General features: G+C 45.1%; 13 protein-coding genes. 7 read left to right on the top strand and 6 right to left on the bottom strand.

The genetic code is table 11. The features are described from left to right. Positions 1 to 6: 6 nt before the first annotated feature. The 6 genes from mnmG to rpmH form a co-directional block, all read right to left on the bottom strand. Positions 7 to 1893: a tRNA uridine-5-carboxymethylaminomethyl(34) synthesis enzyme MnmG gene (gene mnmG / locus ACWJJX_RS04965; RefSeq protein WP_004392959.1), complete on the bottom strand. Its 1887-nt coding sequence runs from the start codon at positions 1891 to 1893 to the stop codon at positions 7 to 9. 16 nt (positions 1894 to 1909) lie between these two features. After that, positions 1910 to 3289: a tRNA uridine-5-carboxymethylaminomethyl(34) synthesis GTPase MnmE gene (gene mnmE, locus ACWJJX_RS04960; RefSeq protein WP_004392954.1), complete on the bottom strand. Its 1380-nt coding sequence runs from the start codon at positions 3287 to 3289 to the stop codon at positions 1910 to 1912. A gap of 289 nt (positions 3290 to 3578) precedes the next feature. Beyond that, entirely contained in the window at positions 3579 to 4220 is a 642-nt protein-coding gene (gene jag / locus ACWJJX_RS04955) for an RNA-binding cell elongation regulator Jag/EloR (RefSeq protein WP_017418434.1), read from the bottom strand. Then, positions 4217 to 4966 carry a YidC family membrane integrase SpoIIIJ gene (gene spoIIIJ / locus ACWJJX_RS04950; RefSeq protein WP_007409906.1) on the bottom strand — a complete coding sequence of 250 codons (750 nt, stop codon included), beginning with the start codon at positions 4964 to 4966 and terminating at the stop codon, positions 4217 to 4219. Before spoIIIJ ends, jag begins: the two co-directional genes overlap by 4 nt. A gap of 160 nt (positions 4967 to 5126) precedes the next feature. Then, positions 5127 to 5477, bottom strand: coding sequence for a ribonuclease P protein component (gene rnpA / locus ACWJJX_RS04945; protein WP_146283888.1), 351 nt, complete (start codon positions 5475 to 5477; stop codon positions 5127 to 5129). Positions 5478 to 5631: 154 nt separating this feature from the next. Further along, entirely contained in the window at positions 5632 to 5766 is a 135-nt protein-coding gene (gene rpmH, locus ACWJJX_RS04940; protein ID WP_003178075.1) for a 50S ribosomal protein L34, read from the bottom strand. 621 nt (positions 5767 to 6387) lie between these two features. On the opposite strand from rpmH, the gene dnaA reads away from it, so the two are divergent. The 7 genes from dnaA (at position 6388) to gyrA (ending at position 15441) form a co-directional block, all read left to right on the top strand. Then, on the top strand, positions 6388 to 7728 hold the full coding sequence (gene dnaA / locus ACWJJX_RS04935) for a chromosomal replication initiator protein DnaA (protein WP_004392913.1): 1341 nt from the start codon (positions 6388 to 6390) through the stop codon (positions 7726 to 7728). Between the two features lie 184 nt (positions 7729 to 7912). Further along, on the top strand, positions 7913 to 9049 hold the full coding sequence (dnaN, locus tag ACWJJX_RS04930) for a DNA polymerase III subunit beta (RefSeq protein WP_326374944.1): 1137 nt from the start codon (positions 7913 to 7915) through the stop codon (positions 9047 to 9049). Between the two features lie 134 nt (positions 9050 to 9183). Then, positions 9184 to 9399, top strand: a complete 216-nt coding sequence (gene rlbA / locus ACWJJX_RS04925; RefSeq protein WP_004392910.1) for a ribosome maturation protein RlbA — start codon at positions 9184 to 9186, stop codon at positions 9397 to 9399. A 15-nt stretch (positions 9400 to 9414) separates the two neighbouring features. Further along, a complete protein-coding gene (recF, locus tag ACWJJX_RS04920) occupies positions 9415 to 10527 on the top strand; it encodes a DNA replication/repair protein RecF (protein ID WP_024084783.1) in 1113 nt (370 codons plus the stop codon). Positions 10528 to 10544: 17 nt separating this feature from the next. Continuing rightward, complete coding sequence (gene remB / locus ACWJJX_RS04915; protein WP_004392908.1) at positions 10545 to 10790, top strand: extracellular matrix regulator RemB; 246 nt, start codon at positions 10545 to 10547, stop codon at positions 10788 to 10790. A 59-nt stretch (positions 10791 to 10849) separates the two neighbouring features. Continuing rightward, on the top strand, positions 10850 to 12766 hold the full coding sequence (gene gyrB / locus ACWJJX_RS04910) for a DNA topoisomerase (ATP-hydrolyzing) subunit B (protein ID WP_004392900.1): 1917 nt from the start codon (positions 10850 to 10852) through the stop codon (positions 12764 to 12766). Positions 12767 to 12981: 215 nt separating this feature from the next. Further along, on the top strand, positions 12982 to 15441 hold the full coding sequence (gene gyrA / locus ACWJJX_RS04905; protein WP_004392898.1) for a DNA gyrase subunit A: 2460 nt from the start codon (positions 12982 to 12984) through the stop codon (positions 15439 to 15441). Positions 15442 to 15790: the final 349 nt, after the last annotated feature.

Raw genomic sequence — 15790 nt, 5'->3', positions numbered from 1 at the left:
TCCTTTCTATTCAGCTACCTTGGCAATACGGCCCTGCTCCAGGTATACCAGCAGGATTGAAATGTCTGCCGGATTGACGCCGGAAATACGGGACGCTTGAGCAACTGATAAAGGACGCACTTCTTTCAGCTTTTGACGGGCTTCAGTAGCAATTCCTTTAATGGCGTCATAATCAATCCGATCAGGGATTTTTTTGTTTTCCATTTTCTTCAGCTTTTCCACTTGCTGCAAGGATTTTTCGATATATCCTTCATATTTCACTTGGATTTCCACTTGTTCCGCCACATCTTGCGGAACCGGAGAATCTGCAGGCGCAAGTTTTGTCACTGTTTCATAGTTCATTTCCGGACGTTTCATTAAATCTGTGCCGCGCACTCCGTCTTTCAGCTCGCTTCCGCCGAGTGAACGGATATATTCCTGATTCTCAGGAGACGGCTTGATAATAACAGACCAGAGACGTTTTTTCTCTGCCTCGATCGCCGCTTTTTTCTTCTCAAACGCTTCATAGCGTTCATCAGAAATTAAGCCGATCTCGTGGCCGATTTCCGTCAGGCGAAGATCCGCGTTATCGTGACGGAGCAGCAGTCTGTATTCCGCCCGTGAAGTCAGCAGACGATACGGTTCATTGGTTCCTTTCGTTACCAAATCATCAATCAATACACCGATATAAGCATCGGAACGGCTGAGGATCACTTCTTCTTTTCCAAGCGCTTTGCGGCCTGCGTTGATCCCTGCCATAATTCCTTGCCCGGCTGCTTCCTCATAACCTGATGTACCGTTAATTTGACCGGCTGTGTACAGGTTAGGGATTTTTTTCGTCTCCAGTGTAGGCCAGAGCTGCGTCGGTACAATCGCGTCATACTCAATCGCGTATCCGGCTCTCATCATCTGCACCTTTTCCAGTCCCGGAATGGTCGCCAGCATACGCTGCTGCACGTCCTCAGGAAGACTCGTGGATAAACCTTGAACGTATACTTCCTGCGTATTTCTGCCTTCCGGCTCAAGGAAAATCTGATGGCGCGGTTTATCATTAAACCGAACGACTTTATCTTCAATCGAAGGGCAGTATCTCGGTCCCGTTCCTTTAATCATACCGGAATACATCGGCGAACGATGCAGGTTGCTGTCGATGATCTCATGAGTCTCAGGACTCGTGTAAGTCAGCCAGCAAGGCAGCTGATCGGTAATGTATTCAACCGTTTCATATGAGAAAGCGCGCGGAACCGGGTCCCCCGGCTGGATTTCTGTTTTGCTGTAATCAATGGAATCGCTTGAGACACGAGGAGGCGTGCCCGTTTTAAAACGGACGAGATCAAAACCGAGCTCCTCTAAGTGCTCAGAAAGTTTAATAGACGGCTGCTGGTTATTCGGGCCGCTTGAGTAAGACAGATCACCGAGAATGATCCGCCCTCTTAAATACGTTCCGGTTGTCAGCACGACCGTTTTTGCCTTATATTCAGCACCGGTTTGCGTAATGACACCGCGGCACTCTCCGTCTTCAATGATTAAACGCTCGGCAATCCCTTGAAGAAGTGTCAAATTCGGTGTTTTTTCCAGCGTATGCTTCATTTCGTGCTGATATTGGAATTTATCCGCCTGCGCACGCAGCGCCCGTACGGCCGGACCTTTTCCTGTATTCAGCATTCTCATTTGAATATGAGTTTTATCTATATTTCTAGCCATTTCTCCGCCGAGCGCGTCAATTTCGCGGACGACAATCCCTTTCGCGGGGCCGCCGACAGACGGATTACATGGCATAAACGCAACCATATCAAGATTAATCGTCAAAACAAGCGTTTTGGCTCCCTGGCGCGCGGATGCGAGGGCAGCCTCAACACCGGCATGCCCGGCGCCGATGACAATCACGTCGTATTGGCCTGCTTCATACCCCATGGTTTTTTCCTCCCTTTTATTTACCTAAACAAAATTGTGAAAAGAGCTGATCAATTAAGCTTTCGTGGACGGCATCACCGATGATTTCGCCCAGCAGTTCCCAGCACCTTGTCAAATCAATTTGCACCATATCAATCGGAACATCCTGTTCAATTCCGTTCAGCGCATCATCAATCGCTTGCTTGGCCTGATGCAGAATCGAGATATGACGGGTGTTGCTGACATAGGTGAGATCTCCGCTTTCGATCGCTCCTGTATAAAATAGCGACTGAATCGCTTCCTCTAAATCTTGAATGCCTTCTTCTTTCAGCAATGAGGTCGTGACGACAGGCCGGCCTTTCGCCAGTTCCTTGACGCGCTCAGCGTCAATCTTAGCCTCAAGGTCCGTCTTATTCATAATGACAATGACGTCCATTCCCTCAACCGCTTCAAACAATTTAACATCTTCTTCAGAAAGCGCTTCGCTGTGGTTAAGCACAAGCAAAATGAGATCCGCTTCCTTCAGAACCTGCCGTGACCGTTCCACACCGATTCTTTCGACGATGTCTTCTGTCTCGCGGATTCCGGCGGTATCGACAAGCCGAAGCGGCACGCCTCGCACGTTGACATATTCCTCTATCACATCACGCGTCGTTCCCGGAATATCGGTTACAATCGCCTTCGTTTCATGGACAAGGCTGTTAAGCAGAGAGGATTTCCCGACGTTCGGACGGCCGATGATCACGGTAGACAGTCCCTCACGCAAAATTTTCCCCTGCTCAGACGTACGGAGCAGCGCCTCGATTTCTTTCTTCACGCCGCTTGCCTTCTCCACTAAAAGCTGATGCGTCATTTCTTCGACGTCATCATATTCCGGATAATCTATATTCACCTCAACATGGGCAAGTGTTTCTAACAACTCATCACGCAGACGGCGGACAAGCGCGGAAAGCCGTCCTTCCATCTGGTTCATGGCGACATTCATGGCACGGTCCGTTTTGGCCCTGATCAGATCCATCACCGCTTCCGCCTGTGAAAGGTCAATCCGTCCGTTTAAAAATGCGCGCTTCGTAAACTCACCGGGTTCTGCCAGTCTCGCACCTTCTCTTAAAGCAAGCTGGAGCACCTGATTAACCGTCACAATACCCCCGTGACAGTTGATTTCAATGACATCTTCCCTTGTGAATGTTCTGGGCGCTCTTAAAACAGACACCATGACTTCCTCAATAATCCGTCCCGTCGTACTGTCCGCGATATGCCCGTAATGAATGGTATGCGATTCTGCCGAACTGAGCGTTTTGCCTTTCGGACCCTTGTACATTTTGTCGGCGATCTTTACGGCTTCCGGGCCGCTCAGCCGAACGATCGCAATCGCGCCTTCACCCATCGGAGTTGAAATCGCTGCAATTGTATCCATGCTGTTCACCTCTCTTTATCTCTGTTTCCATCTATATAAAAAATTTTATTTACGCCAAAATTAAAAGATAACATAGTTTGGTTTGAAGTGGAAGATACGTTATCCACAAAGGCAGAAATTCATCCCTTATTACTTTAACTTATCCACATGTGAATAACAATTAATTTTATTTCCTAAAACCTTTTTTATCAACAGCATAGACCGAAAAAGAAAAAACTTAAACGCAAAAAATGCGATTCTGCTTAGGAATAGAGCCATTTTTACCAATAAAAAAACCGAAGTTCCGATTTTACCCGGACTTCGGTTTTCTGCTATCTTTATGGGAAATAACGAGATGGCGGTACCGGCCTTCACCGGTAGAAAACGTTTTGATATTTGGATGCTTTGACAGCGCGTCATGGATGATTTTTCTTTCACCTGACGGCATCGGTTCTAAATGCACATCTTTTTTCGTTTTCGACACTTGCTTGGCCAGCCTGTTTGCCAGCTGATCCAGAATTTCTCTTCTTTTCCGCCGATAATTCTCAGCGTCGACAACGGCTTGGCGATACTGGCCGGAGCCGCGGTTCAAAACAAGCTGCGTCAATGTTTCCAGGGCATTGAGTGTTTGTCCTCTTTTGCCAATAAGCAGCGCCGCTTTTTCACCTTTAATATGAAAACAGACTGTTTTCTTGTTTTCTTCCGTAACAATCTCAGAAGGCCCGGCAATGGAATGGATGATTTCTTCTAAATACGCTTTCGCTTCCTGAACAGGATTTCTTTTCTCTTCCAGTTCTACGATCGCATTCTTTTTTCCGAAAATACCCAAAAACCCTTTATATTCTTCTTGCACCACCGTTATTTCTACTTGATCTTTCGTCAGTTGAAGTTCCTGAAGGCCTGATTGAACTGCTTCTTCGACATTCCGTCCCGCAGCAGTCACCTTCTTCACTTTTTCTTTCCTCCGGCTTTCTGCGTTTCCGGATCGTGTTTAATGTCAGGTCCTTTAATAAGGAATGTCTGAGCAATCATAAACAGGTTTCCGACTACCCAATACAGAGAAAGCGCGCTCGGGAAGTTGATCGCAAATACGATGATCATGATCGGCATAATCCATACCATCATTGCCATTTGAGGATTCTGAGTCGGATTTCCCGCCATCATCAGCTTCTGCTGGACAAAAGTGGCCACACCGGCAACGATAGGAAGAATATAGTAAGGATCCTTCTCTCCTAAATCAAACCATAAAAAGCTGTGCTGTGAAATGGCTTGCGTACGCATAATGGCGTGGTAGAATCCGATCAAAATCGGCATTTGAATCAGGATCGGGAAACATCCCGCCAGCGGGTTTACCCCGTGCTTTGAAAACAGGGCCATTGTTTCCTGCTGAAGCTTCTGCTGCGTTTTTTGATCTTTAGAGCTGTATTTTTCTCTGAGCTTCTGCATTTCAGGCTGCAGCGCCTGCATCGCTTTTGAGCTTCGAAGCTGCTTGATCATCAGCGGCAGAATCAGCAGACGAATTAAAATCGTAACGATGATGATCGACAAACCATAGTTATCGCCCGTCAGTTTCGCTACGTACGTAATGACTTCTGACAATGGATACACAACATATTTGTCCCAGAAATGCGGACTATTCGCCGTAATCGGCTCTTTCACACTCGAGCACCCGGCCAGCAGCACGAGCATACCGACCATACTCAGTAGTAACCATATTCTCCTTTTCAAGAACGTTTCCTCCTATACCAATCTTTATAAACCTTGTATGTATTTTAGCATCTTTCAGTTTCAAATGGCGTTCATTTTTCGCCAAATAAAAGGAAGCGCTTTTAAAAACGTGAAGAAAACAAAATATGAGCTATTTTAACGAAGATTTCTTATATAATGAGGTTTTTCTGAATAAGTGCTGCAGACTCTTTTTTGTTTCTTCAAAACTGAGGTCGCCGGCGGGTTTTCTTGCGATAATAATAAAATCTTTCGGCTTGAGCAGCTCTTTTTCCTCCTGAACCGCCTGCCTGATTAACCGCTTCACCCGATTGCGCACGACGGCATTGCCGATTTTTTTACTGACAGAAAGCCCTACCCGGAGCTCTTCCTGTTTCGGCTGATCAAGCGTATACAGCACGAACTGGCGGTTTGCCATAGACGTTCCGCGTTTAAACACTTTTTGAAAATCTTCATTTTTCTTTAACCGATTTCGCTTCTTCACTTTAATTCACTCCGATATTCACTCGCAGAAACTTTTATTTCTATCTAAAAAAAACGGGCCGCCGGAATACTGAAGAAATTTCTCCAGTACCGGGCGACGCATGACATCTCTTTTCTCTTAATGTGAAAAAAGACCACTGACATTATTCAGTGGCCTAAGCTGATAATACTTTTCTGCCTTTGCGGCGACGGCGTGCTAATACTAGACGACCGTTTTTTGAACTCATACGGCTTCTGAAGCCATGAACTTTACTGCGTTTACGGTTATTCGGTTGGAATGTTCTTTTCATTTATGACACCTCCCTCGAGGAATAGCTGTTAAAGACAGTCTTACTTATTATATTTGTGCTGCCTATTCATTGTCAACTTCAGCAGTGCTTTTATTTCTTACAACCATAATAGGATAACATACCTTAACCAGATTAGAAACCTTATTTTTCATATTCCTTTTTTTAACGCACAAAAAAAGCCGCGCTCCCCCGAAAAAACGACATGTGGATAATTTTTCGGTCTTTTTTTAATATCCACAATCGTTATCGACAACATTTTCACATTGCTAACCCCTGTGGACAAAGATTTTTCAACAAGTTGTCAGGTTTGTGGATAAGATTACGAGAACCATTGCAAGTCCTCGCTTAATTTGATATTATATTTGTGTTTTAACTCTTAATTACTTATCCAGTCCATTCTCTTTATCCACAAATTGTGGATAAGTTGTGGATTGTTTTCACACAGCTTGTGTAGATTGTTGTCCACAACTTGTGGAATTTGTCGAAAAGCTATTTTTCTACTATACTATATGTTTTCAACATTTCGTGTGTACGAATGGTCAGAGCCATATGCTCTTTTTTTGTGTTCTATAACAGGGGAAGGGCGCTGATTTTTAAAGAAAAGGAGGGCTGTGCCGGATAATGGAGAATATATTGGATCTTTGGAATCAAGCTCTAGCTCAAATTGAGAAAAAGCTAAGCAAACCGAGTTTCGAAACTTGGATGAAGTCGACGAAAGCCCATTCGCTGCAAGGAGATACCTTAACCATCACCGCTCCCAATGAATTTGCCAGAGACTGGCTGGAGTCCAGGTACTTACATCTCATTGCAGATACCATATATGAATTAACCGGGGAAGAATTGAGCGTCAAATTTGTCATTCCTCAAAATCAGGACGAAGAAGACTTTTTGCCGAAACCGCAAGTGAAAAAAGCGGCAAAAGAGGAACCGTCTGATTTTCCCCAAAGCATGCTCAACCCGAAATATACATTCGACACATTCGTCATCGGATCGGGAAACCGATTCGCCCATGCAGCATCACTGGCTGTGGCGGAAGCACCCGCTAAAGCGTACAACCCTTTATTTATATACGGGGGAGTCGGTTTAGGAAAAACCCACTTAATGCACGCGATCGGCCATTATGTCATTGATCATAATCCTTCAGCCAAAGTGGTGTACCTGTCTTCTGAAAAATTCACAAATGAATTCATCAACTCAATCCGCGATAATAAAGCCGTTGATTTCCGCAACCGCTACCGGAACGTTGATGTACTTTTGATAGATGATATTCAATTTTTAGCCGGAAAAGAACAAACACAGGAAGAGTTTTTCCATACATTCAACACGCTTCATGAAGAAAGCAAACAAATCGTGATTTCCAGTGACAGACCGCCGAAAGAGATCCCGACTCTTGAAGACCGCCTGCGTTCGCGGTTCGAATGGGGATTGATTACAGATATCACACCGCCGGATCTGGAAACGCGGATTGCCATTCTGAGAAAGAAAGCGAAGGCGGAGGGCCTTGATATTCCGAACGAGGTCATGCTTTACATCGCCAATCAGATTGACAGCAACATCCGCGAACTGGAAGGGGCATTGATCCGGGTTGTCGCCTATTCATCCTTAATCAATAAAGACATTAACGCAGACCTGGCAGCAGAAGCATTGAAAGATATTATTCCGTCTTCTAAGCCGAAGGTCATTACGATAAAAGAGATTCAGCGGATTGTCGGACAGCAGTTCAACATTAAGCTTGAAGATTTCAAAGCGAAAAAGCGTACGAAATCAGTGGCTTTCCCAAGACAAATTGCAATGTATCTTTCAAGAGAAATGACGGATTCTTCTTTGCCTAAAATCGGGGAAGAATTTGGCGGGAGAGACCATACAACCGTCATTCACGCCCACGAAAAGATTTCAAAACTGCTGATTGATGACGAGCAGCTTCAGCAGCAGGTGAAAGAAATAAAAGAACTGCTTAAATAATAGTGTCCTCGGATGAATCGGGGAAAGTGTGAATAACTTTTTCATAGCCATACACAGTCTGTCCACATGTGGATAGGCTGTGTTTCCTGTCTTTTTCACAACTTATCCACAAATCCACAGGCCCTACTATTACTACTGCTATTTTTAAAATATATTAATTATATTATCCGTTAGGAGGATAAACATGAAATTTACGATTCAAAAAGATCGGTTAGTCGAAAGTGTACAAGACGTTCTAAAAGCCGTTTCATCCAGAACCACAATTCCCATTCTCACCGGTATTAAGATCGTCGCCTCAGATGAAGGAGTATCTTTCACAGGAAGTGACTCTGATATTTCAATCGAGTCATTCATTCCGAAAGAAGAAGATGATAAAGAAATCGTGACGATCGATCAGCCGGGAAGTATCGTGCTGCAAGCGCGTTTCTTCAGCGAAATCGTTAAAAAACTGCCGATGGCGACTGTTGAAATCGAAGTTCAAAATCAATATTTAACGATTATCCGTTCCGGAAAAGCCGAATTTAATTTAAACGGCCTTGATGCAGATGAATATCCGCATCTACCGCAAATCGAAGAGCATCACGCCATTCAGATTCCGACGGATCTTTTGAAAAACCTGATCCGCCAAACCGTGTTCGCTGTGTCCGCCTCAGAAACACGCCCTATCTTGACAGGTGTAAACTGGAAAGTTGAAAACGGTGAATTATTATGCACTGCCACGGATAGCCACCGACTCGCTTTAAGAAAGGCGAAGCTTGATATTCCGGAAGACAGTACTTATAACGTGGTCATTCCCGGGAAAAGCTTAACCGAGCTAAGCAAAATTCTTGATGACAGCCAAGAGCTGGTGGATATCGTCATTACAGAAACCCAAGTTCTGTTCAAAGCGAAAAACGTATTGTTCTTCTCAAGATTGCTTGACGGAAACTATCCGGACACGACCAGCTTAATTCCGCAGGAAAGCAAAACGGAAATCGTCGTGAACACGAAGGAATTTTTACAGGCGATAGACCGTGCTTCTTTATTGGCGAGAGAAGGCCGCAACAACGTTGTAAAACTTTCTGCCAAACCGGCGGATTCGCTTGAGATTTCATCAAATTCTCCGGAAATCGGGAAAGTGGTCGAAGCTGTGCTGGCAGACAAGATTGACGGCGAGGAATTAAATATTTCATTCAGTCCAAAATATATGATGGACGCACTGAAAGTACTTGAAGGAGCGGACATCCGTATCAGCTTTACGGGAGCGATGAGACCGTTTCTTATCCGTACGCCGAATGATGAGACCATCGTTCAGCTCATCCTTCCGGTCAGAACGTATTAATCAAACAGAATGTGCTGCCGGCTTAGTTCGGCAGCTTTTCTATTCATCAGCCGCTCCCTCAAGTTTTCCCTTTCCTTATTTCAGGATTTTTTAGTACAATTAGATATTAGTGATATTTGAAAGAGGTCGATATTATGGCAAATCCGATTTCGATTGATACAGAAATGATTACGCTTGGCCAGTTTTTAAAATTAGCTGATGTGATTCAGTCCGGCGGCATGGCGAAGTGGTTTCTGAGCGAGCATGAGGTGACTGTCAACAATGAACCTGACAATCGCCGCGGCAGAAAGCTTTACGTTGGAGACGTGGTCGCGATTGAAGGATTTGGTTCATTTCAAGTCGTCAATTAAAGCGGGTGACAGCGGTTGTATATCCAAAATTTAGAATTAACATCCTACCGTAATTATGAGCGCGCTGAGCTTCAATTCGAAAACAAGGTGAATGTGATCATCGGGGAAAATGCCCAGGGCAAAACCAATCTGATGGAAGCTATCTATGTCCTTTCGATGGCAAAATCACACCGCACCTCAAATGACAAAGAACTTATACGGTGGGACGAAGACTATGCTAAAATAGAAGGAAGAGTGATGAAGCGCAACGGGGACATCCCGATGCAGCTTGTCATCTCCAAAAAAGGTAAAAAGGGCAAGGTCAATCATATAGAGCAGCAAAAACTCAGTCAGTATGTCGGAGCGCTGAACACCATTATGTTTGCCCCTGAGGATTTAAATCTCGTCAAAGGAAGCCCTCAGGTGAGGAGAAGATTTCTCGATATGGAGATCGGGCAGGTTTCTGCCGTTTATCTGTATGATTTATCTCTTTATCAAAAAATCCTTTCACAGCGGAATCATTTTCTGAAACAGCTGCAAAGCCGGAAACAGACTGACCGGACCATGCTTGACGTTCTCACTGATCAGCTGATTGAAGCAGCCGCAAAAGTTGTCGCCAGACGTCTGCAGTTTACGGCGCAGCTTGAAAAATGGGCGCAGCCGATCCATTCCGGCATTTCCCGGGGACTTGAAGAACTGACGCTTAAGTATCACACGGCGCTTGATGTATCAGATCCCAAAGATTTGTCGAAAATAGGTAACAGCTACCAGGAGTCTTTTTCGAAATTAAAAGAAAAAGAAATAGAACGAGGCGTCACATTATTCGGACCGCATCGGGATGATGTCCTTTTTTATGTGAACGGACGCGATGTGCAGACTTACGGTTCGCAGGGACAGCAGCGTACCACGGCTTTGTCTCTGAAGCTGGCTGAAATAGATTTGATTCATGAAGAAATCGGAGAATACCCCATTTTACTTTTGGATGATGTACTAAGCGAGCTGGATGATTACCGACAGTCCCATTTGCTTCATACGATCCAAGGCCGTGTGCAGACATTTGTCACCACGACGAGCGTGGATGGCATTGACCACGATACCTTACATCAAGCAGGAATGTTCCGTGTGGAAAACGGTGCGTTAGTGAAGTGAAGAAATGAGGTGAGCGATTGTATATTCATTTAGGTGACGACTTTGTCGTTTCAACCCGCGATATCGTCGGCATTTTTGACTGCAAGGTCAATGTATCGCCGATCGTTGAAGAATTTCTGGACAGACAGAAAGAAAAAGTAGTGCCGTCCGTAAACGGCACGCCAAAGTCTATCGTAGTCACGACTGAGAATATATATTACTCTCCCTTATCTTCCGGCACACTGAAGAAACGTGCGCAATTTATGTTAGAAATAGATTCTTAGCGGATCTTTACAATGAATATATTATCGTTTAAGAAAAGTGTAGGTGAATGTGCATGGCTATGGAACAGCAGCAAAATAGTTATGATGAGAATCAGATACAGGTATTAGAAGGTTTGGAAGCTGTTCGAAAGAGACCGGGGATGTACATCGGATCAACTAACAGCAAAGGCCTTCACCATTTGGTGTGGGAAATCGTCGACAACAGTATTGACGAAGCCCTGGCCGGTTATTGTACAGATATTAACATCGAGATTGAAAAAGATAACAGCATTACCGTTAAGGACAACGGGCGCGGAATTCCGGTCGGTATCCAGGAGAAGATGGGCCGCCCTGCGGTTGAAGTCATCATGACCGTTCTCCACGCCGGCGGTAAATTTGACGGAAGCGGATATAAAGTATCCGGCGGTCTTCACGGTGTAGGGGCGTCCGTCGTAAACGCCTTGTCGACCACTCTTGACGTTACGGTTCATCGTGACGGGAAAATCCACTATCAGGCGTACGAGCGCGGTGTACCTGTGGCTGATCTTGAAGTGATCGGCGAAACTGATAAGACCGGAACGATTACGCACTTCGTTCCGGATCCGGAAATTTTCAAAGAAACAACCGTATATGACTATGATCTGCTTTCAAACCGTGTCCGGGAATTGGCCTTCCTGACAAAAGGCGTAAACATCACGATTGAAGACAAACGTGAAGGACAAGAACGGAAAAACGAGTACCACTACGAAGGCGGAATCAAAAGCTATGTTGAGTACTTAAACCGTTCCAAAGAAGTCGTTCATGAAGAGCCGATTTATATCGAAGGCGAGAAAGACGGCATAACGGTTGAAGTTGCATTGCAATACAACGACAGCTATACAAGCAATATTTATTCTTTCACAAATAATATCAACACATACGAAGGCGGCACGCACGAGGCCGGATTTAAAACCGGTCTGACCCGTGTCATAAACGACTATGCAAGAAGAAAAGGGATTTTCAAAGAAAATGATCCGAATTTAAGCGGGGATGATGTGAGAGAAGGGCTGACTGCCATTATTTCAATTAAGCACCCTGATCCGCAATTCGAAGGGCAGACGAAAACGAAGCTCGGCAACTCCGAAGCGAGAACGATCACTGATACGCTGTTTTCTTCTGCGCTGGAAACATTCCTTCTTGAAAATCCGGACTCAGCCCGCAAAATCGTTGAAAAAGGTTTAATGGCCGCAAGAGCGCGGATGGCGGCGAAAAAAGCCCGGGAATTGACCCGGCGCAAAAGTGCGCTTGAGATTTCCAATCTGCCGGGCAAACTGGCGGACTGTTCTTCTAAAGATCCGAGCATTTCCGAGCTGTATATCGTAGAGGGTGACTCTGCGGGCGGATCAGCGAAACAGGGACGGGACCGTCATTTCCAAGCCATTCTGCCGCTGCGCGGTAAGATTCTGAACGTTGAGAAAGCCAGACTTGATAAGATTCTCTCAAACAATGAGGTCAGATCAATGATCACGGCCCTCGGAACAGGGATCGGAGAAGATTTTAATCTTGAAAAAGCGCGTTATCATAAAGTGGTCATCATGACGGATGCCGATGTTGACGGCGCCCATATCAGAACGCTTTTATTAACGTTCTTCTACAGATACATGCGGGAAATCATCGAAAACGGCTATGTCTACATTGCCCAGCCGCCGCTTTATAAAGTGCAGCAGGGAAAACGGGTGGAATACGCTTATAACGATAAGCAGCTTGATGAGCTGTTAAAAGAGCTTCCGCAATCACCTAAGCCCGGCCTCCAGCGTTATAAAGGTCTTGGAGAAATGAACGCGACTCAGCTTTGGGAAACGACAATGGACCCTGCGACCAGAACGCTTCTGCAAGTCAATCTTGAAGATGCAATGGACGCTGACGAGACTTTTGAAATGCTGATGGGTGACAAAGTAGAACCGCGGAGAAACTTCATAGAAGCAAACGCCAGATACGTGAAAAATCTTGATATTTAACCAAGAAAGCCTTATTTTCGTTAAGAAATAAGGCTTTTTTCTCAAAGCGGCTTCTAAAGCCTCTGAAAACCCGCAAAACCCGTATATTCTACTAAATTAATGTGTATAAACACAAGTTTATTGATATAATGGAGAATAGTGAAATCGTATTGAAGATCATAATGGACAATCTACTCCCACATTATTTCATGTGATACTTCAGGGAGGTTTTTTTAATGAGTGAACAAAACACACCACAAGTACGTGAAGTCAATATCAGTCAGGAAATGCGGACATCCTTCCTGGACTATGCAATGAGCGTTATCGTTTCCCGGGCGCTTCCGGATGTGCGTGACGGTCTGAAGCCGGTTCACAGACGGATTTTGTACGCAATGAATGATTTAGGCATGACCAGTGACAAACCATATAAAAAATCTGCCCGTATCGTCGGTGAAGTTATCGGTAAGTACCACCCGCACGGTGACTCAGCGGTTTACGAATCAATGGTCAGAATGGCGCAGGATTTTAACTACCGCTACATGCTTGTTGACGGACACGGCAACTTCGGTTCGGTTGACGGCGACTCAGCGGCCGCGATGCGTTACACAGAAGCGAGAATGTCAAAAATCGCAATGGAAATTCTGCGTGACATTACGAAAGACACGATTGACTATCAAGATAACTATGACGGTTCAGAAAGAGAGCCTGCCGTCATGCCTTCGAGATTTCCGAATCTGCTCGTAAACGGGGCTGCCGGTATTGCGGTCGGAATGGCGACAAACATTCCCCCGCATCAGCTTGGGGAAGTCATTGAAGGCGTGCTTGCCGTAAGTGAGAATCCTGAGATTACAAACCAGGAGCTGATGGAGTACATCCCGGGCCCGGATTTTCCGACTGCAGGTCAGATTTTGGGCCGGAGCGGCATCCGCAAGGCATATGAATCCGGACGGGGATCAATCACAATCCGGGCTAAGGCTGAAATCGAAGAGACTTCATCGGGAAAAGAAAGAATTATTGTCACGGAACTTCCTTATCAGGTGAACAAAGCGAGATTAATTGAAAAAATCGCGGATCTTGTCCGGGACAAAAAAATCGAAGGAATTACCGATCTGCGAGACGAATCCGACCGTAACGGAATGAGAATTGTCATTGAGATCCGCCGTGACGCCAATGCTCACGTCATTTTGAATAACCTGTACAAACAAACGGCCCTGCAGACGTCTTTCGGAATCAACCTGCTGGCGCTCGTTGACGGACAGCCGAAGGTACTAAGCCTGAAACAATGTCTGGAGCATTATCTTGATCACCAAAAGGTTGTGATCCGGCGCAGAACGGCTTACGAACTCCGCAAAGCGGAAGCGAGAGCTCACATTTTGGAAGGTTTAAGAATTGCTCTCGATCATTTAGATGCCGTTATTTCTCTTATCCGCAATTCCCAGACGGCTGAAATTGCGAGAACGGGTTTGATCGAACAATTCTCACTGACTGAAAAACAAGCGCAAGCCATTCTGGATATGCGCCTTCAGCGATTAACCGGTCTGGAGCGCGAAAAGATTGAAGAGGAATATCAATCACTTGTTGCGCTTATCGCTGAGCTGAAAGATATTTTAGCCAATGAAGAAAGAGTTCTTGAGATCATCCGTGAAGAACTTAATGAAATCAAAGAGCGTTTCAATGATGAGAGACGCACTGAAATTGTGACGTCCGGTCTTGAAACAATTGAAGATGAAGATCTTATCGAGAGAGAAAATATCGTCATCACACTGACCCATAACGGCTATGTTAAACGTCTCCCGGCGTCCACATACCGCAGCCAAAAACGGGGCGGAAAAGGCGTACAGGGAATGGGAACGAATGAAGATGACTTTGTGGAACACTTAATTTCCACATCAACGCACGATACGATTCTGTTCTTCTCTAATAAAGGGAAGGTATACCGTTCTAAAGGATATGAAATCCCTGAATACGGCCGAACGGCAAAAGGCATTCCGATTATTAACCTTCTGGAAGTTGAAAAAGGCGAATGGATTAATGCCATTATTCCGGTCAGCACGTTTGATGAGGAGCAATACCTCTTCTTTACGACCAAACAAGGGGTGTCGAAACGTACGGCACTGTCCCAGTTTGCGAATATACGGAATAACGGGCTGATCGCCCTAGGTCTCCGGGAAGACGATGAACTGATGGCCGTCCGCCTGACTGACGGCAAGAAACAAATCATCATCGGAACGAAGAACGGTTTACTGATCCGTTTCCCTGAAGAAGATGTAAGACAAATGGGACGCACAGCTGCGGGTGTTAAAGGCATCACGCTGACAGACGATGATGTCGTTGTAGGTATGGAGATTCTTGAAGAAGACTCCCATGTCCTCATAGTGACAGAAAACGGCTACGGCAAACGCACACCGGCTTCAGAATACAGAGTTCAAAGCCGGGGCGGAAAAGGTCTTAAAACATGTAAAATCACTGACAGCAACGGTCCGTTAGTAACCGTGAAAGCAACAAAAGGCGAAGAGGACTTAATGATTATTACGGCAAGCGGCGTGTTAATCAGAATGGATATTAATGATATCTCCACTACGGGACGCGTAACTCAAGGCGTCCGTCTGATCCGCATGTCTGATCAAGAGCATGTAGCCACTGTGGCGCTTGTGGAAAAGAATGAAGAAGAGCCGGAAGAAACGGAAGAAGTATAAACGTAAAAGCGCAGCTGCAACAGGCTGCGCTTTTACTATATAAAGAAATGAAAAAAAGCTTTGACACATAGTGATGATGCTGATATAATTCTTTTTGTTGTCTTTTTAATAGAAAGGCAAGCCTAGCGAAAATATTTTTTAAAAAAGTATTGACCTAGCAAACTGAAAATGTTATGATTAAGAGGTCGCTTCGAGAGAGGCGAAAAAGTTCTTTGAAAACTAAACAAGACAAAACGTACCTGTTAATTCAAAGTTTTAAATAAATCGCACAGCGATGTGCGTAGTCAGTCAAACTACTTTATCGGAGAGTTTGATCCTGGCTCAGGACGAACGCTGGCGGCGTGCCTAA

It is taken from the genome of Bacillus sp. YH3-2-B2 (genome assembly GCF_053663335.1).
Note: the sequence above shows the minus strand (reverse complement) of the source record. Positions and strands in the feature narration are given on the sequence as shown.